This window comes from Phenylobacterium sp. CCH9-H3 (assembly GCF_001557235.1).
Taxonomy (GTDB): domain Bacteria; phylum Pseudomonadota; class Alphaproteobacteria; order Caulobacterales; family Caulobacteraceae; genus Phenylobacterium.
This window is the reverse complement of record NZ_LSJI01000295.1, coordinates 13,254-31,364: the sequence shown is the minus strand read 5'-3', so window position 1 is coordinate 31,364 and position 18,111 is coordinate 13,254. Positions and strand designations below refer to the sequence as shown.

17 protein-coding genes are annotated in these 18,111 nt (G+C 69.9%); 12 read left to right on the top strand and 5 right to left on the bottom strand.

The genetic code is table 11. The features are described 5' to 3' along the window. Window positions 1-252: 252 nt before the first annotated feature. Window positions 253-1,041 carry an alpha/beta fold hydrolase gene (locus AX721_RS25920; RefSeq protein WP_197422723.1) on the bottom strand — a complete coding sequence of 263 codons (789 nt, stop codon included), beginning with the start codon at window positions 1,039-1,041 and terminating at the stop codon, window positions 253-255. 180 nt (window positions 1,042-1,221) lie between these two features. On the opposite strand from AX721_RS25920, the gene AX721_RS25915 reads away from it, so the two are divergent. Further along, on the top strand, window positions 1,222-2,295 hold the full coding sequence (locus tag AX721_RS25915; RefSeq protein WP_156467386.1) for a hypothetical protein: 1,074 nt from the start codon (window positions 1,222-1,224) through the stop codon (window positions 2,293-2,295). A gap of 232 nt (window positions 2,296-2,527) precedes the next feature. Here AX721_RS25915 and AX721_RS25910 read toward each other — a convergent pair whose 3' ends face one another. Together AX721_RS25910 and AX721_RS25905 are read right to left on the bottom strand one after the other, a co-directional pair. Beyond that, window positions 2,528-2,941: a single-stranded DNA-binding protein gene (locus AX721_RS25910; protein WP_068878845.1), complete on the bottom strand. Its 414-nt coding sequence runs from the start codon at window positions 2,939-2,941 to the stop codon at window positions 2,528-2,530. A gap of 38 nt (window positions 2,942-2,979) precedes the next feature. Then, entirely contained in the window at window positions 2,980-3,330 is a 351-nt protein-coding gene (locus AX721_RS25905) for a hypothetical protein (RefSeq protein ID WP_068878844.1), read from the bottom strand. A 219-nt stretch (window positions 3,331-3,549) separates the two neighbouring features. Here AX721_RS25905 and AX721_RS25900 point away from each other — a divergent pair, with 219 nt between their 5' ends. From AX721_RS25900 to AX721_RS25860, 11 genes are all read left to right on the top strand, one after another. Next, the gene (locus AX721_RS25900; RefSeq protein ID WP_068878843.1) at window positions 3,550-3,999 is read left to right on the top strand and encodes a hypothetical protein; all 450 of its coding nucleotides are present in this window, start codon (window positions 3,550-3,552) and stop codon (window positions 3,997-3,999) included. Next, window positions 3,996-5,426 carry a helix-turn-helix transcriptional regulator gene (locus tag AX721_RS25895; RefSeq protein WP_068878842.1) on the top strand — a complete coding sequence of 477 codons (1,431 nt, stop codon included), beginning with the start codon at window positions 3,996-3,998 and terminating at the stop codon, window positions 5,424-5,426. Before AX721_RS25900 ends, AX721_RS25895 begins: the two co-directional genes overlap by 4 nt. Beyond that, window positions 5,419-6,036 carry a DUF4186 family protein gene (locus AX721_RS25890; RefSeq protein ID WP_068878841.1) on the top strand — a complete coding sequence of 206 codons (618 nt, stop codon included), beginning with the start codon at window positions 5,419-5,421 and terminating at the stop codon, window positions 6,034-6,036. The genes AX721_RS25895 and AX721_RS25890 overlap by 8 nt, the downstream gene beginning before the upstream one ends. Further along, on the top strand, window positions 6,036-7,061 hold the full coding sequence (locus AX721_RS25885) for a hypothetical protein (RefSeq protein WP_068878840.1): 1,026 nt from the start codon (window positions 6,036-6,038) through the stop codon (window positions 7,059-7,061). The genes AX721_RS25890 and AX721_RS25885 overlap by 1 nt, the downstream gene beginning before the upstream one ends. Continuing rightward, window positions 7,061-8,314, top strand: coding sequence for a hypothetical protein (locus AX721_RS25880; RefSeq protein ID WP_068878839.1), 1,254 nt, complete (start codon window positions 7,061-7,063; stop codon window positions 8,312-8,314). The genes AX721_RS25885 and AX721_RS25880 overlap by 1 nt, the downstream gene beginning before the upstream one ends. Before the next feature lie 35 nt (window positions 8,315-8,349). After that, window positions 8,350-8,760 (top strand): ASCH domain-containing protein, encoded by a 411-nt coding sequence (locus tag AX721_RS25875; protein ID WP_068879113.1) that lies wholly within the window; start codon window positions 8,350-8,352, stop codon window positions 8,758-8,760. Then, window positions 8,757-9,305 carry an AAA family ATPase gene (locus AX721_RS25870; protein WP_068878837.1) on the top strand — a complete coding sequence of 183 codons (549 nt, stop codon included), beginning with the start codon at window positions 8,757-8,759 and terminating at the stop codon, window positions 9,303-9,305. The genes AX721_RS25875 and AX721_RS25870 overlap by 4 nt, the downstream gene beginning before the upstream one ends. A 50-nt stretch (window positions 9,306-9,355) precedes the next feature. Continuing rightward, complete coding sequence (locus AX721_RS25865) at window positions 9,356-10,606, top strand: DUF763 domain-containing protein (RefSeq protein ID WP_068878836.1); 1,251 nt, start codon at window positions 9,356-9,358, stop codon at window positions 10,604-10,606. A gap of 167 nt (window positions 10,607-10,773) precedes the next feature. Then, window positions 10,774-10,926, top strand: coding sequence for a hypothetical protein (locus AX721_RS27660; RefSeq protein WP_156467383.1), 153 nt, complete (start codon window positions 10,774-10,776; stop codon window positions 10,924-10,926). Window positions 10,927-11,012: 86 nt separating this feature from the next. Beyond that, a complete protein-coding gene (locus AX721_RS27655) occupies window positions 11,013-11,198 on the top strand; it encodes a hypothetical protein (RefSeq protein ID WP_156467382.1) in 186 nt (61 codons plus the stop codon). A 63-nt stretch (window positions 11,199-11,261) separates the two neighbouring features. Next, window positions 11,262-12,686, top strand: a complete 1,425-nt coding sequence (locus AX721_RS25860) for a HEPN domain-containing protein (RefSeq protein WP_068878835.1) — start codon at window positions 11,262-11,264, stop codon at window positions 12,684-12,686. Window positions 12,687-13,091: 405 nt separating this feature from the next. Here AX721_RS25860 and AX721_RS25855 read toward each other — a convergent pair whose 3' ends face one another. Both AX721_RS25855 and AX721_RS25850 read right to left on the bottom strand, forming a co-directional pair. Then, window positions 13,092-13,589 (bottom strand): GcrA family cell cycle regulator, encoded by a 498-nt coding sequence (locus tag AX721_RS25855; protein ID WP_068878834.1) that lies wholly within the window; start codon window positions 13,587-13,589, stop codon window positions 13,092-13,094. A gap of 56 nt (window positions 13,590-13,645) precedes the next feature. Beyond that, window positions 13,646-17,905: a strawberry notch-like NTP hydrolase domain-containing protein gene (locus AX721_RS25850; protein WP_068878833.1), complete on the bottom strand. Its 4,260-nt coding sequence runs from the start codon at window positions 17,903-17,905 to the stop codon at window positions 13,646-13,648. Between the last annotated feature and the right edge of the window lie 206 nt (window positions 17,906-18,111).

Sequence of the window (18,111 nt, the reverse complement as noted above, 5' to 3'; positions counted from 1 at the left end):
ACCGCCGGGCCCGAGCCGCTGTTACCCCATGTCACCCGAATGGGCGGAGACCCGGAACGGGGCTCCGGGAGCCGCAGGCGACTAGAGCCCGACCCGGCCGCAGGCCGGGGCACGCCAAACCTCTTGTCAGCCTGGGCCCGGTCCGCCAGACCGCGCGTCCGCGAAGGAGCCTGCCCGGATGACCGCCCTTGCCGATATGGAAGAGCCGCTGGCCTCGATCAGCAACGAAAGGCAGCCCTGCGCCCGGGTCGTTCAGGCGACGTTAGCCTCAAGGATCTCGTAGAACTCATCCCGCGCGTGGCGCTCGAGCCAGGGCGTATGGCCGCAGTTCTTAAGCACCAGGAACTCGAAGGGCGTCTTCAGTACGCGCGCCAAGGGTTCGCGCACGCCCTCCACTGGAGACGGATCGTAGTCGCCATGGATGGCCAGCACCGGGCATTGCACCAGCGACGCCTGCCGCAGCAGGTCGCCGCTGGACCGCATGGCCGCCGCCTCGGTCCACACGTGGTTGAAGATCGCCGGATCGGTCTCGAATGGTTCTTGCGCCTCAGGTTCGACGTCATAGTTCTCGATCTTGTCGAACAGATAGCCGTAGCGACTGAAAAGGGCACCCTTGTCCGGAACGTCCGGATCGTCGAGCAAGCCCGTCAGCTTGGCCATTTCAGACCGTTCAATTTCCGTCAACCTGGCCGACTGAGTTGCTCGCAGAACCTCGGCGTATCGGTCCTCCAGCACGCCACTGCTGATCAGAATGAGCCGCTCGGCCATATCGGGATGGTGCGCGGCGAAAAGCAGGCAGAGCCACGCGCCCCAGGAATGGCCGACGATGACCGCGGGCGTTTGCGCATGCGCCGCGATCTGGTCGCGAAGTTCTTCGATCAACGCTTGGATGGAGAGCTTGGTCTGCATCGCTTCGACCACCGGCATGCACTGACTCAGTCGTCGCGCCAGCGGCGACATCTCTCCCGCGCCGCCGGGCCCCCCGTGCACCAGAACAACGCGATACGGCGGCCGACCGTAGAGACGAACTGTGTTGTTCATCGCTCTCTGCCCGTACTTGGTTTTCATTTTCAACCGGGATTGGACGGTCCGCAACGATCACGCCGTCTGGCAAGGCGCCTGTGGTCACCAGCCGCCAGAAAGCGATGAGGAGCTTGCGAGCGAGCGCGACGATCATCGTCCGACTTGGAGGCCGCCTGCGGCGAAGGCTATGGCTGGCCCATGACGGCCATGGCCGATGATCCCGTTCAGGACGACGCCATCGTGGGCGAGGATGGGCGCATCCTGCTGTTCAGCTGCGCGCGCTTCGTGCGCGATATCTGCGAGGGCGATTGCTGTTTCATCTGTGGCGCGCCGCACCGTGAAGACTTCAACGACGAGCACATCGTTCCGCGCTGGATCCTGCGGCGCTATGGGCTCTTCGACAAGGAGATCACGCTGCCGACCGGCGAGCGCCGCAAGTACGGCGGCTACCGCGTGCCGTGCTGCGAGCCCTGCAACACGCTGCTCGGCCGAACGGTCGAAGACCCGGTCTCGCAACTGCTGGACGGCGACGCCGCCACCGTGGCGTCGCGCCTCGACGACAAGGGCCGCGAGCTGCTGTTCGTGTGGCTCTGCCTGCTGTTCCTGAAGGTGCACCTCAAGGATGGACGAATCCCCGTGCACAAGGATCGGCGGCGCGGCGACGCGCGCATCGGCGAGGCCTACGACTGGGCCGACCTTCACCACGTCCATGCGGTGGCACGGGCGCCCTATACGGGCGCGAGCCTGATGCCGGAGGTCATCGGCTCGCTGCAGGTGTTCGAGATCGCGTCGGCCACCCTCGAGGGCGACTACGACTACCTCGACTTCACCGACGCGCAGACCGTGCTGGTCCGGGTCGGGAAGATCGGGATCGTGGCGACCCTCAACGACAGCACAGCGGCGGAGAGCGCCTGGTCGGACCGGCTGGACCTGATCACCGGCCCGATCAACGACCTGCAGCTGCGGGAAGTGGCGGCCATGTTTGCGCTCGCCAACCGCGACCTCATCGGCCGACCCAGCTTCATGACCTACGTCGCGCACCGCAAGTGGGCCATGATCGTTGCCCAACGCCCGCCCTTGCGGCTGAAGGACTTCGACCCCGAGGCGTTTGGCGCCACGCTGCTGTTCGCCGTCCGCAACCACGTCCAGGCTGGGGCGATGGAGGTTGACGGGACCCGCGATCCTGAGGCCGTCGCCAAGGCGATCGCCACCGGCTACGTGCGTTTCCTGACCCACGCGGGGGAATTCCGCCCGCCGGGTCCGCCGGCCTGAAGGGGTCCGCGCGCGCAGCATAAGCGGGCCCAGAGCCGGACGCCCGTCTTCACCCCACATGCGCCGCCGCTCCAGGAGGTCGAAGACATCAAGCTGCGCGGCCTCTCTCGCGCGACCACGCTCAACCCTGTGCGCAATCTGCCCATATCAGGTCAAACCCTGTTCCGGCGGCCAGACGCAGAAAGCCCCGCCGGCGGAGCCGGCGGGGCCATTAGGTCGGCGGTGACAGGCGCTAGAACGGGATCTCGTCGTCGGGATCGACGCTCGGCGAAGGACCGGCCGGGGGCTCGGTCTCGTCCACGTCGTCGTCGACGGCGCGCTTGGACTTGATGCGCAGGTTTTCGACGACGAGCCGCAGGTCGTAGTGCACGACGCCGTCGCGCCCGGTCCAGGTGTCGTTCTCGACATGGCCGGACACCACGACGCGGGCGCCCTTCCTGGCGTAGGGCGAGATGTAGGCTTCGGTGGTCTGCTCGTTGAAGCAGACGCAGTTGAAGCCCGTGGTCCGCTCGCCCGGCTGCCCGTCGCCGCGCCGGAAACGGGCGGTCTCCAGGACGCGGAAGCTCGCCCGGCGCTTGCCCGAGCCTTGGGCGGTGAGGATCGACGGGTCGGCGGCAAGGTAGCCGTCAAGGATCACGCTTTGCATGGTCAGTCTCCTTAGAAGGAATGGGATTACGGAAGAGGTCAGGCCGCCTGGGCGGCCGGGACCCCGGCCGAGCGCTCGGACGCCCAGTCGAGCACGGTGAGCGAGCGGATCACCAGCTCCTTGGCGGCGCGCTGGCCGCCCTCGCGGGCCTCGTAGAGGTTGTCCACGAAGGCGCCGATGGCCATCACCTCGCAGCCGCTGGCGAGTCCGGGCGCAATGACCTTCTCGTTGAGGCCCTTGGCCCAGCTCACGCAGTTGACGCCCACCACCCGGTCGGCGCCGTCCGCGTCCCGGCCGCGGTTCTCCAGCAGCCGGAACACCGCCTTGCCGAAGTCGTCGGTCACCTGAGGGTCGGCCGCCAAGCGGCCCACGAACACCACGTTCTGCATGTCAGTCTCCTTGAGATCGAAGCTGCCGGGAGACCACCTCCCAGCCTGTGCTTCGCCCTGCGGAGCCCTTCTCCCGCCTTCCCAACCGGCGCGGCCTCCGGCCGCGGCGCCTTGCGCCCATCTCGCGCGTGCAGGACGTCCCGACGGCCCGGCGGAGTCACGCGATCACACAACGCAGACATTGTGTGGTTGACAACTCTACCACACAACAAGCATGTTGTGTTCATGGTGCCGTCGTTCGATCCCGAGTCCGGCTATCTGCCCGTGGGCCTGCACCCTTGGCCCTGGGGTAATTTCGTCACGGCCTTCTCCTGGAACCAGCGCCGCCGCTTCCTCGCCAATGGCCTCTATCGGGCGCTTCGCAACCTCAAGATGGCGGGCTGCCGGGCGGCCATCATCGACGGCAGCTTCGTCACCGCCAAGGAGCTGCCCGGGGACTACGACGCGGCCTTCGATCCGAACGGCGTCAACGGGTTGCTCGTCGACCCCGTGCTTCTGCGCCACACGGACGGGCGCAAGGCGATGAAGGCCAAGTACTTCGGCGACCTGTTCCCGTGGGGGCACGTCGCCTGTCAGACCACGGGAATGATCTACCAGGACTATTTCCAACAGGACCGCGAGGGCCGCGCCAAAGGCGTGGTCCTCCTCGATGTGAGGGCGCTGCCGTGATCGTTAACGAACGCCAGCTCGCACAGGCGCGAACCCAGGCTCAGCGCTTCCGGGCCGCGCTGGAGGCGATGGAGGCCGGCAGCCTCGACGTCACCGACCTGCATCCCGCGCTGAAGACCGCCCAGATCGACGCCGTCCGGGGCGAGCTGAAAGCACTGGAAGCCGAGATCCGCGCCTATGAGCGGCTGCGGGCCGGCGAGGTGAAGCGCTTCGACGTGGAGTCGCTGGCGGAGCTTCCGATGGCGTTGATCCATGCGCGCATCGCCGCCGGCCTGACCCAGCGCCAGCTCGCCGATCGCCTCGGCCTGAAGGAGCAGCAGATCCAACGCTACGAGGCCACGCGCTACGACGGCGCCAGCTTCAGCCGCCTCGTCGACGTGGCCGACGCGATCGGCCTGAAGGTCCGTAAGCGCCTGGAGCTTCTGGAGCCCGCCGCCCCGACCGCGATCTTGCAGCGCCTGAAGGCCATCGGCTTGGACGAAGGGTTCATCCGCCGGCGCATCGCGCCCGACCTCGATCTCAAGGGGGATGGCCTCTCGGAGGCGGCGGAGCGCGTCGGCGGCGTTTTCGGCTGGTCCACGGACGCCATCATGGGGTCGGCCCCCCTCGACATGGGGCAGTTCGCCGGCGCGACCGCCCGCTTCAAGATGCCGAAGGGGCGCGACGGTCGTTCGGCCGCCATCTACACCGCTTACGCCCACCACCTGGCGGAGGTCTGCGCCCAGGCGATGGCCGGTCGCCCCCGGGAGCGGATTCCGAGCGAGTGGCGCGTGTTCCGCGAGCGGCTGCTGGAGCGTTACGGCGCGGTGGAGTTCCGCAGCGCTCTGTCGCTGGCGTGGGACTTCGGCGTGGTCGTCCTGCCGCTCAACGATCCGGGCGCCTTCCACGGCGCCTGCTGGCGAGCGGGCGGCGTAAACGTGGTGGTCCTGAAGCAAGCGCACCGCTACCCGGCGCGCTGGCTGTTCGACCTGATCCATGAGCTGCGGCACGCGGCCGAGGACCCGGACGCCGACACGTTCGAGGTGGTGGAGGGCGCCGAGACGTCCGACGAACGCCGCCAATCGCGAGAGGAGCAGATGTGCAGCTGGTTCGCCGGCCAGGTCACGCTCAACGGCGCGGCCGAGGATCTGGTGCAGGAGGCCATGGCGCGGGTGGGCGGCGACCTGCGCCGGCTCAAGGGGGCGGTTGAGACGGTCGCCGCCGACCGCGCCGTCGATGTGGCATGCCTCGCCAACTACACGGCCTTCCGGCTCTCTCTGCAGGGCGAGAACTGGTGGGGCGCGGCCGCTGGCCTGCAGGACACCAGTTTCGACCCGCTCGCCTTCGCGCGCGAGGTCTTCTTCGAGCGGTTCGCCTTCGAGGGTCTGGGCGACGCTGACCTCAATCTCCTGACCCTCGCTCTCCATGACGAGGCCGCCGATGGCTGACGATCCCGAATTCGACCAACTGCCCGACTTCAAGCCGCTTGAGGTGAAGTGCTCCGACAGCGATTGCCAGTCGGGCCGCCACGCCTTCGCCCCCAACCGCCGCAAGAAGGCGTGGGCCAAGAGCTACGAGGGCCAGTGCCGTGACTGCGGCGCGAAGCTGGTGGACTGGGACCGCGTCAAGCGGCGCGATCTCGCCGATGTCGGTGGGGTGTTCCGCGAGCTGCAGCACGAGCTGATCCGCCACGTATTCTTTCACGCCGACTTCGATGAACCGGCGCGGGCGGAGGCGAAGACGCTCGGGCCGACGGGCCTCCGGGCCAAGGTGCGGCCCTACCTGGAAAAGAAGGTGGGCCGCGCCGACATCTGGCGCGACGGCACCCAGACCCCGAAAGAGGGCAGCGCCATCCACTTCGCTCAGCACGCGACCGCCACCTGCTGCCGCAAATGCATCGAGTACTGGCATGGCATCGAGCGCGGCCGCGAACTGACGGCGCCGGAGCTCGACTACTGCGCGGGCCTCGTGGGGGCCTATCTCGACCTGCGCGAGACGGAGCTGTTCGCCGAGCCGGCGGCCACGCCCGCGCCGAAGCCCCCGGAGCCCGCCAGCTGATGAGCCCGGCCAAGCTGATCGACACCGACGCCTTCGCCGCGACGATGCGCAGCCGCATCGTGCGCCCGGCAACGCGCGAGGTGCTGGTCAGCCGGTTCGCGGGATCGGATCAAGAGGGCGATCTGACCGTGCCGCCCAACTGCGAGGGCCTGGGGCGGGTGCGGCACTTCCGTCGCGCCACGGCGGCGGGCTGGCCCGAGAACCCGCTGCCCATCGATCCGGCCGCGCGACGGTTGGGATGGCCCGGCGGCGACATGGTCCACGCCCAAGTCTTCCAGAACGCGGCCTGCGGCTGGCGCTGCTGGTACTGCTTCGTGCCGTTCAACATGCTGGGCGGCGACGAGACGCGCGCTGCCTGGGTCACCGCGGAGCAACTCGTCGACCTCTATGCCCGGGAACCGGAGCGCCCGGACGTTATCGACCTGTCCGGCGGCTCGCCCGACCTTACCCCGGAATGGGTGGTGTGGACCATGGAGGCCCTGCAGACCGCAGGCCTCGCGGACACCACCTATCTCTGGTCCGACGACAACCTCAGCACCGACTATGTGTTCACGCACCTGGACGCTGCGGCGCGCGATCGCCTCGCCGCCTACCGCAACTATGGCCGCGTCTGCTGCTTCAAGGGGTTCGACGCCGAGGCATTCGCCTTCAACACCGGCGCCCGGCCGGACGCGTTCGAGGCGCAGTTCCGCCGCTTCGGCTGCTACCTCGATCTCGGCCTGGATCTCTACGGCTACGTGACCCTGACCGGGCCGGACGAAGCCGCCGTGGCCCGCGGCGTCCCCGGCCTGATGGATCGGCTGCAGGCGCTGCACCCCAATCTGCCGCTGCGGGTGGTCCCGCTGCAGATCGGCGACTTCTCGCCCACCCGCGAGCGCGAGCGTCGTGGCGGCCATGGTCGGTTCGAGGCCGCCGCCCGCGTGCAGGAGGGGGCGATCGCGCTCTGGACTGCCGAGCTGGACCGGCGTTTCTCGCGGGAGATGCGGGCGCTCGGCGTGGTCGATGTGCCGCTGGGGAGGCCGTAGTGGACGACGCCTCGGCTCCCCGACCGGTCGCCGCGCTGAGCTTCGCCGACATCGTGGCCGGCGCCGGCGGGCGACACCCCACCGACGTCCTGGCGGCGCTCAACGTGGGCGCAGGCGCCGACGCCAGGCGGCTGGCCTCTGAGGCCGCCAGGCCGCCGCCCGCCTCGGTGCTGGCGCAAGGTGACGGGTTGGCGCTGCCGCACCCCCTGGACGCCGAATGGCGGTTCGACGACGCCACCGCCGACGCCCTCCTGGCCCGCGCGGTGGACCTGACGCAGGCGGGCGAGGCCGTGTTGCTCTTGGGCGTGCCCACGGTGGTGCTCGCGGCGGCCCGGAGCGGGGCCGCCCGGCGCTTCGTGGTGGCCTGCGAAGACAACGTCATCGGCGCGGCCCTGGCCGCCCGGGTGGCGGCGGACGCGCGGTTCGTGCGCGCGGCCCCGGAGGGCTGCGCCGCCGCCATCGTGGATCCCCCATGGTATCCGGCGGTGTTCGACGCGCTGCTGACCCAGGCCGGCGCAGCGTGCCGGGCCGGCGGCTGGGTGCTGGTCGGCGCGCCGTCGGCGGGCGTGAGGCCGACGGCCGCCGATGAGCGGGTCGCGAGCCTCGCAACCGCGGTCGTGGCGGGCCTCAGCCTCGTCGCTGACGAGCCGGACGCTTTGACGTACCGGACGCCCGCCTTCGAGCTGGCCGCCATGCGCGCGTCCGGCGTGTCGGCCTGGCTGCCGTCCTGGCGGCGGGGTGACCTTCTCTCCTTCAGAAAGACCGGCCCAGGCGAGGCGCAGCCGCTGCCGCCCGCGCGCCCGGCCTTCGAACTGACGCTGGAGGGCGTTCGCTTCCGTTTGATCGCCGGTCCCGCGGTGCCGGCGACCCCGCTGACGCCGCTGGTTCCCGACGAGGTTTTCCCGAGCGTGAGCGCCCGCGCCGCGGGGCGCGATCGGGCGAACCTCTGGACCAGCGGCAACCGCGCCTTCGTCTGCGATCCGGGCTCGACCCTGCAGGCCATGCTGGCGCTGGCCGCCCGGAATGACCTGTGGCCGAAAGGACTCGATCCAGCAGGAATCGAGTCGCGCGATTCGCCGTCGATTGACCCGATTCAGCGCGTTGACGAGCTTGCCCGGATCGCTGCGCGCGACCTCGCGCATGCGGCGATGCTTGTGGGAGTATCGTCATGGGACCGCAGTGTGAACGACGCGCGATTCTTGAACGGCTCCTCGACTGCGTTCCGGCGGACTCTCCGTGGCGGGCCCGGCTGAAGGGCGAACTCGCCAAACCGGTGGTTACCGCCGGCGTGCACCTGGCCGTCTTCGTGGAACCCTTCCTCACCGCCGTCCTGGAAGGCCGCAAGACCATTGAGTCGCGTTTCGGGGTCCATCGCCGGCCGCCGTACCTCTGCATCGCGCCGGACGACTACATCCTGATCAAGCGCAGCGGCGGCCCCGTCGTCGGGCTGGCGCTCGCCAAGACCGCAGATTTCTATCAGCTCTCCCCGTCGGTCCTGGCCGACATCCGCGAGCGCTTCGCCTACCAGCTCTACGCCCTGGACGAGGAGTTCTGGGAGAGCCGGGCGAGCAAGCAGTACGCGACCCTCATCGAGCTGGAGGAGCCCACCGAGATCAAGCCGATGGCCTTCGCCAAGCGCGACCGGCAGGGCTGGGTCATCATCGACCGGCGCGCCGAGGCCCAGCTGGACCTTCGATGATCATCACGCTCGCGGGCCCCATCGGCAGCGGCAAAAGCACCCTGGCCCGGGCGATCGCCGCGGCCTCCGGCGCCGCCTCTGCCGGCTTCGGGAACTACGTGCGGAGCCTCGCGGCTGAACGTGGCCTGGACGTCGAGCGCCGACAGGTGCTCCAGGACCTCGGCCACGAGCTCGTGCAGGCCGATGCGCGGGCGTTTCTCGACGGGGCGCTGGCCTGGTCGGGGCATGCGCCCGGTCAGGACCTCCTGCTGGACGGCCTGCGGCACGCTTCCATTCTCGACGCCCTGCGGCAGCGCGAGGCCGAGGGCCTCGACACCGTCACCTTGTTCTACCTCGACACGCCGCGCGAAACACGGCGGGCGCGGGTGGCCGACCGAGGGGTCAGCGTCACGCAGATGGAGGCCGACGAGGCCCATCCCGCCGAACAGGACCTGGACGAAAAGCTCCGTGCCGCGGCGGACGCGGTGCTCGACGGCGCCAAGGATCTGGAGGCGATCACCCGAGACGCTCTCGCGACCATGGAGACCCGGCGAGCGCGCGCCTGACGTACGGCGCGCGGCATGCTAGAACAAGGCATGAACAAAGAGGCTGAGTCGTGAGCCAGCGAACCGGGAGCGCCGATCTGCCGCTGCACGGCGGTCGCGTCCCCGCTTGGCTGTCAGACCGCATGACCGCGCTGGGCGCGGTGATGTGCGAGGCAATCATCCACCATTACGGCCGCGACGAGCTGCTGCGCCGCCTGGCCCATCCGTTCTGGTTCCAGGCCTTCGGCGCCGTCATGGGGATGGACTGGCATTCGTCGGGCATCACCACCAGCGTTCTCGGCGCCCTCAAACGGGGTCTCGCGCCGCGCGCCCGCGAGCTCGGCCTGCACGTCTGCGGCGGCCGCGGCAAACACTCGCGCAAGACGCCCGGCGAGCTGATCGTGCTCGGCGACCGGCTCGGGTTCGATGGCGCGGGCCTGGCCGCGACCAGCCGTCTGGTCGCTAAGGTGGACAGCGCCGCGGTGCAGGACGGCTACGACCTCTATCTGCACGGCTTCATCGTCAGCGACGATGGCCGCTGGGTGGTGGTGCAGCAGGGCATGAAGGGCGACGCCGGCACGGCGCGCCGCTATCACTGGCTGTCGGAGGGACTCACGAGCTTCGTCGACGCGCCGCACAGCGCCATTGAAGGCGAGACGTTCGGCGAGATCGTCAACCTCACCGACGCCAGGGCGGACGCCTCGCGGGCGGCGCAGATCGAGCTCCTGGAGACGCTCGGCCCCGACGCGATCGCCCGTGAGATGGCTATGTTGGAACGGGGGTCGACGATGCCCGCGCCCCCGCCGCCGCAGATGACGTTGCCCCATCTGACGATGCCGGAGCGCCACGACGTGCAGGCCTCCGACGTGGTGCTGCCGCGCTTGCGAGGCAACTTGGCCGCCGCGGCCGAGTGCGGACCGAAGGATTTCACCGAGCTGCTGCAGGTTCCCGGCGTCGGCGCCCGCACCGTGCGTGCGCTCGCCCTGGTGGCTGAGGTCATGCATGGTGCGCCCTGCCGGTTCAGTGACCCGGCCCGCTTCGCCTTCGCGCACGGCGGTAAGGATCGACACCCGTTCCCGGTCCCGATCCACGTCTATGACCACACGATCTCCGTGCTCAAAACGGCGGTGAGCCAGGCCAAGCTCGGCCAGGACGACCAGCTGCACGCGCTCCAGCGGCTTGACGCGGAGTCTCGTCGCCTCGAGCAGTTTGCCACCGCGGCGAGCTTCGAGCGCGTCGTGGCGGAGGAGCGTGTGCAATCGACCAGCTACGGGGGACGCAGCATCTTCGGCTGGGAACACGGCGACGCCAAGACCGCTTGAGGCTCCTCCGGGAGATGACCTTGGGGGCGACAGGTCCTCAGACGCGCGTGCCGGCTTCACGTTTTTGGCGGGCTGGGGGCGGCCAGTCAGGTGTCGCTCGTCGGGCGACCGTTCCGTATGGGCGAGCGGTTCGGCGGCTTCTGGATGGCGGCGCCCCGAAGCCAGTCTTGTTCGCGAATGCGCGCTCGAACGTGGCCGCGACGACCCGCATCCTCGCCGGAGATGTCGATGTCGACGCGGCCGTGCAGTCGGCCTGCCTGAGCGCCGAGCTCGCCCTGAAGGGCGGGCTCGCCCATCTGGGCTCGACGAACGGGCGCTGAAGGACCTGTCGCACAACCTCTCCCGACTGGCAGCGAAGCTGGTCGAAGTCGCGCCAGGCCCCAGCGACGCCCGCCTGCTGGCCGCGGTGCAGAACTTCCCGAACCATGTGGGCGCGCGCTACGCAGCTCACGGCCTGACGCGCGTGCAGCTCATGGAACTTGCCATGCGCGCCCAGTACGTCGCGGCCGATGTTATCCGGCGGATCACCGACCGCAACTTCGGGGGCGAGATGGAAGCGAGGAACGACACCCCGTCGCGAGCGGAGCCGTAGGAGGCGCGGCGAGATTCCTGCTACGGCCCACATCCGCGCAGTTGGAACCACGAGGGTGTGGGTATGGGCGACTTGGTTGATGCACGCGGCTACTTCTGGTGGGCTGATGAGCCGATCCCCGAGGGGAACTGGGCGCCAGAAGGGCTCGCAACGGGACGCCTGACGGTCAGCGAATCCGGCCTAGCCGACCTGGCGCTCGACATGCCTCTGCCGCGGCTTCCGGGCCCTGGACGGATGGCGATCGCCTTCGAACAGGAGCTGCCGCACTCCGCCATCGTCGGCGTGCTCGCCGGCACGAACGAACGCGTGCGGCTGTGGGCGCTCATCAAGAATGGTTCGAAGCTTGCCGCAAGGGGGCCGTCCCACGAAGGCTTCATTGCGCAGAGGTGCCTGATTGGCCTGGCGTTGCCGGAGGGTGAGGAGCCGACGTTCGACACGCTGCTCTGTTCACTTGAGGGCTACGAGAACTGGCTGATCGCTGAGCATATCGAGGTGACACAGAACGATCGTGGGGCGACCGCGGCCTATGCCCGGCCGGAGCCGGTTACCTGGTCCACACGACGCTTTGAGGTCGTCCTGAGGCGCAGCCTTCGCGGCACGGGACCGGGCAAGCAGACGAGGATCGAATGGACCGAGACGGCCGACCTCGAGTTCAGGGGTGAGCCGATGGACGTGGAAGCCGCTCTCGAACTTGCCGGTCGCATCGAGGATCTGATGATCCTCCTCACCGACAGCGAGCGCGGGATGGCGTTCCCGCGGGTCATCACCGGCGTCGGCGCGCCCGCGCGCCTCTTCTACGCGCGCGGCCACCGGAAAGACGCCGCGGTGCGGTGGAACGACTGCTGGGCAAGGTTCCCACAGATCCAGGACATCTTCGGGACGCTGGTCGAGGCCTGGCTCGACGGACACGAACGCTTCGGGCCCGGCTTCCATCTCTACCTCGGCAACCGGCGCGTGGCTCAGAGCTACCCCGAGTTTCGGTTCGCGAGCTTCATGTGGGGCCTCGAGGCGATGCACCGGCGCGACGCGCCCCCGGCAGAGAACCCGAACCTGGTGGAAAAGGTCGGCCGGATTCTGAGTGACATCAAGCTCGACAAGGATCGAAAGTGGGCGAAAGGCAAGCTGCCGGTCACAGAGGAGCCGTCACTTGGCACGCGTCTCTACGAGGTGCTCAAGGACCTGCCGATCGGCCTGACGTCGGCCGAACTCACCGCATTCGCCACGCGGTGCACAAAGCGGCGCAATGACGTCTCCCACTTCGGCGGCGCCCGCGACGGAGCCGGCTACGACGAGTTCCTAGAGGATATCGAAGCCCTGAATGGCGCGCTGGATCTGCTCTACCATGCGCGGATCCTGCAGCTGATCGGCCTGCCGCCCGCAGATCTTCGATGGTGGTTTCTCGAGGGCTTCCGGGAGTACCAGATGCGTTTGGTACTCCAGCGCGCCGGCTTCAGCCTGCCAGACAACGGGCGAGCGAACCGCGAGTAGCTCGTCGCGCAGTGCGAGGGTGAAAGCGGGGGCGGCTAGGATTTCCGCCGCAGGGGTCTCTGCGGCTGTGGAGGTCCGGAGTCGGGGTCGACCTCCTTCAAGTCATCCCACGGCGGGGAAATCAACGCGGCCTCGTAATCTGCGCGGGCCATCACATCGCCGATGTCGCCGTCGGACACGTGCGCCCGATCCTGGCCCTTCACGCGAAACAACCCTCGCCAGATCGGCACGCTCTCGCCCCCGCGGTTTCAAGACGACTCGGTCTGACGTCCCAAGTCTCCATACGGTCGCCCGAGCCCGTGCGTCGACCATTCCAGCGCCCACGCGCGCCCGCACAAGAGCGAATTCAGCACCCAAGCGGGGCGGGCGCGACTGACACTGCATCGTCGTGGCTTGACCGCCCGCTCAGACTAGCCCGGCGAGCGCACGACGCACAATGGGGTCGCCGTCGGCCCGCCAAGATGACCCAGGCCGGACACCCGCGGCCGCGTGTGTCGGGCAGTACGGCCCATCGGCGGGCCGTCCACAGAAGCTGAAGTCCGCCGCCTTCGGATCGCCGATCGGCCATTTGCACATGTGCGCCCGAAGGCCCGTGAGGTCCGCAATGAGCCCGGGCCCTTCCGGCACGGCGGCTACAGCCGGGGCGGACGCCCGAACCTGAGGGCGCGTCACGGTAGCCATCTTGGCGGGGCGCGGCCTGCGTGGCGTCCGGCCACGTGGCGTCCGGCCCGGGCGAGAGGCCGTCGCGCGGCCGCTGAGACCGAGGCGGTGGACCTTGCCGATGACGGCGTTGCGGGTGACCCCGCCGAGCCGCCGTGCGATCTGCGCGGCGCTGAGGCCTTCGAGCCAGAGGGTCTTGAGGGTGGTGACGCGGTCGTCGGACCAGGTGGGGAATTGGGTCATGGGGACCTCCAGGCGCGCTCCGATCGAGCGCACCCGGTCCGTCCCTTCCTCCTACCTCAGACCGCCTTGGGCAGGACCGACTGCGGCGGCCATTTCTCCAGGATGGCGCTGAGCACGGCCGGCTGATCCACCGGCACGAACACCCGCGGCGTGTAGGCGATGATCTCGACGAAGCAGCCGAGCGCCGTGAAGACGTGGCGCTGGCCGCCGGCGCCCACGACCTCGATCCGATAGCGATCCATCACCTTGGCGCGGCGCAGCCAGAGGCCACCCGCGAGACAGAGCGCCGTACCGTCCTCCAGGAGGAGGCGCGCGACCTGCTCCGGATCGCCATAGGCCTGCGCGACCTCCGAAAGGCCCAGGGCCACCTTCAGGGCGGGGACCTGGCCGGGATCGAGTAGGCGGCCGAGCCACCGGCGGCCGTCCGGCGCCTTCAGCCGGCGGACGGAGGTCCCCTTGTCCGGCAGGTGGGTCCAGATGGGCAGCAGGAGGCCACAGACCAGCACCAGTTCGCGCGCGATCCAGGGATCCGCATCGGCCAGTTCCGCGTCCCAGGCGGCGCGCCAGGTCGCCTCGTCGACCCCGTCCCAGGCCGACTCCTCGAACCCCTTCAACGAGGCGATGGTCCGCTTTTCCGGACGGATCAGTCGCACCGCCGGGATCAGCCGGTCGTCGTCGTCGGTCGTGGTGAGCCCGCGCACGACCAGGGCCGCCCGGCCGGACTTGCCGTTGCGAGCAAAGGTCAGGCTCTCGCGGTCCAGGCCGAGCAGCGCGTCGTCGGCAGAGGTCAGCGCGCGCCGGGTGCGGACCTGGAAGCGCAGCAGTCGTGTCTCCGCGCCGGTGACGGCGTCGGTGCGGATCACCTCCTCGTCCTGCAGCACCACATTGTCGCCGACGATGTCCTCCATGCCTCGGTCGAGCCGCCCCGATTGCGCCGCCCGCTCGAGGATCGACGACAGGAGGGCGTCGAAGGCCCCGAAGAGGGCGTTCTGGTCGGCGATCCGCAGCGCCAGCAGCCGGTTCAGGAAGGTATTCATCGGCGGCAGGTCGTCGGACGACTTGAGCTCGCCCTCATGGTCGAGCAGCCGCAGGCCGGTCTTCGCCTCGAACGTCTCGCGATCCATGGCGTCGACCTCGCCGAAGTGGAGGGCGACGTAGAAGGCCTGCAGCGCGCGGTGCGCCCACGGGCTCTCCAGGTTGTCCTCGGCGCGGAAGAGGCCTGCGCCGGCGGTGCGTCGCTCGCCCCGGGTCAGCGCGCCCAGGCTGTCCAGACGCCGCGCGATGGTCGAGAGGAACCGCTTCTCGCCGTGGATGTCGGTGGTCACCGGGCGGAACAGCGGCGCGCACGCCTGGTTGGTGCGGTGCGAGCGGCCGAGGCCCTGGATCGCGGCGTCGGCGCGCCAGCCCGGCTCGACCAGATAGTGGACGCGGCGCTGCTGGTTCGGAGTCCCGAGGTCGGCATGGTAACTCCGGCCCGTGCCGCCCGCGTCGGAGAACACCAGCACCCGTTTGCGACCCGCCATGAAGGCGTCGGTCTCGGCCTTGGCGGCCGACACGCTGCGGCGCTCCACCACGCGGCGGCCGCCGCGGGTGACGACGCGTCGTCCGCGCCCGGTGATCTCGGCGACCCGTTCGGTTCCCAGCGCCTCGATCACCGCGTCCAGCACACCTGAGACGGCCGGCAGGCCCGCGAGATGGGCGACGAGTTCGTCGCGCAACCGCAACGCTTCCTGGCTGACCACGGGTCGCCCGTCGGCATCCGTGACCGGAACCAAGGTGACGTTTCCGTCCTCGTCTTCGACGGCATCCATGGCCATGATCGGGAAGGCGCCCATCAGATAGTCGAGCACCTGGTCCTTCGGCGTCAGATCGACGGCGAGGTTGTTCCACTCCTCCGGCGGGATCTCCGCCAGGCGCCGTTCCATCACCGCTTCGTTCGTCGAAACCACCTGCACCACGGCGGAACGCCCTGCGATGAGGTCCTCGCGGATCGCAGCGATGAGCGAGGGCGCCTTCAACCCCGCCAGCAGATGGCCGAAGAACCGCAGCTTCGCCCCTTCGAACGCCGAGAACACTGCCGAGGCGGCCTGACCGGACTTCGGCTTGCCGTCCTCGGTGACCCCGACCGCGTCCAGGGCGGCGCGCAGGTTGCGGTGGATCAGCTGGTAGGCGTCCGCCCAGGCGTCCCAGATGGCGATATCGTCGGCGCCGAGCGGATGGCGGAGCGCGTCGTATTCGACGCCATCGAAGGCGAGCGAGCGGGCCACATAGAGGCCCATCGCCTTCAGCTCCCGGGCGATGAGCTCCATCACCGCCACCCCGCCTGTTTCGACGGCGTCCATGAACCCGTCCCGGGTCGGGAACGGCGCTTCCGGTCCGCCCCACAAGCCGAGCCGGGCCGCATAGGCAAGGTTCTCCGGCGTGGTGGCGCCGGTCGCCGACACATAGAGGATCCGGGCGTTGGGCAGCCGGTTCTGCAGGGCAAGGCCCGCCAGACCCTGCTGCGAGGCCTTCTTCGGGCCCCGCGCGCCCTTGCCGCCGCCCATGGCGTTGGCCATGGCGTGGGCTTCATCGAAGACGATCACGCCTTCAAAGTCCGCCCCCAGCCAGGCCACGACCTGGTCCAGGCGGGAGGGGCGGTCCCCTCGCGCAGGTCGGCGCAGCGTCGCGTAGGTCGTGTAGAGGATGCCGCGCTCCAGGCGGATGCCGTCGGCCTGCTTCCAGGCCGATTGGGGGGTGATGTCGGCGGTGGTCCCGCCGATCGCCGTCCAGTCTCGGCGCGCGTCCTCGAGCAGGGCGTCGTTCTTCGACAGCCAGACCGCACGGCTGCGCCCCTGGGCCAGGTTGTCGGCGATGATCGCGGCGATCTGCCGGCCCTTGCCGCAGCCGGTGCCGTCGCCCAGGAAGAAGCCCTTGCGGAAGCGCACTGCGCCCGGCTCGTCGTCCTTGACCAGAACCACTTGGTGCGGAGCCTCGCCCAGCCGCCAGGCGCCCGGCAACACCTGGGCGTGGGCCTCGCCGGCATAGACCACCGTCTCGAGCTGGGCCTCCGAGATCCGCGCCTGGTCCAGCACCCTGCGCGGCAAGACCGGGCGATAGGTCGGCGCCGGCGGCGCGACCGAGGCCATCGGTCCGGATTCCACCAGCGGCGACGGATGTGGCGCGCTCTGCGGCAGACGGATTCGGCCCAGCCGGTAGGCCTGGTAGAGGCCGACATCGTGACCCTCGCCGGACCAGGGCGCGGAATCGTAGTCGACCGGCGCGGTGTCCGCGAGGAAGGCGAGGCGTCCGCCCGGGCTCGCCAGCGCCCGGGCGCGCGGGGCGAGCAGGGCGCTGCGGTCGAGGGTGCGGAACTGGCGCGGCTGCGCGCTGGGGCGTGGCGCGACGCCCGCCGCGAGCCCGGCGGCCTCGGCGAGCGTCTCGGCGTCGCGAACCTCCGGGACGCCGCCCTCCGCGTCGCCTCGGTCGACGACGAGCAGGCCGGTCTCCACCGAGGTCCCGTGCTTGGCGTAGGCGCGCTCCGGGAAGCGCAGCCGCAGGGCCATGCGACCTCGCGCGGCGAGGCCTCGCATCGCGGCTGCGTCGTCGAACACTCGCGCCGGCACGATGGCGGCCAGACGGCCGCCGTCCGCCAAGGTCTCGATTGCGGCGTGCAGATGCGTCTCCAGATGCTGGAAGGGCGGATTGACCAGCGCCACGTGGAAGCCGCCCGAGCCTGGCGCCAGGTCGGCGAGGTGGGCGGCGTCGTGGCGTGATCGTGTCGCCGCCGGGAACAGCGCGTCGAGAAGGGCCGCGCGGCCGGCGGCGCGCTCGTTCAAGGTCAGGGTCGCGCCACAAGCTTCGGCCAGGATGGCCAGTAAGCCGGTGCCGGCGGACGGCTCCAGCACCCGGTCGCCCGGGCGCACATGGGCGGCCAGAACGGCGAGCGCGCCCAGCTGGGGCGGCGTCGAGAACTGGTCGAGTGCGACCTGCTCCTCGGAGCGGCGCGTGTGGGTGAGGCCCAGCGCCGACAGGTTGGCCAGCAGGGCGGCGATCTCGGCCGGGGCGTCCTCCAGCCGCCCGATCTGCAGCGAAAGCCGGCGCAGTTGCAGCACCAGCGCCACCTCGATCGCGTCATAGGCGTCGCGCCACAGCCAGGCGCCTTCAGCGTCCGAGGCGCCGTAGGCGGTGGTCATCACCCCGGCCACCAGTTTGCGGTCCAGGACGCGCGAGCGGTTGAGATGCGGTGTGAGCGCCCGGGCGGCGGCCAGCAGATTGGCGGAGCTCTCGCCGGCGGGATCCCCGCCAGCAGTGAAGAGGGGCAGCAAGGCGTTCATGGGCGGAGGTCCAGCTCACCCGCCGCGGAGGGCGCCTCCCTCCAGCTCCGACGGGCTCGCCCGACCGCCCCCTCGCTCCCCCTCCAGAAGGACGGCGCCCACCCGGAGCGACCGGATGGGCGCCGTCAGTCCGACGGGCGTCGCGGAGGGAGGCGGCCCCATTGAAGGGTCTGCCGCAGAGCGCTCCAATCGTGCCCACGCGGGGC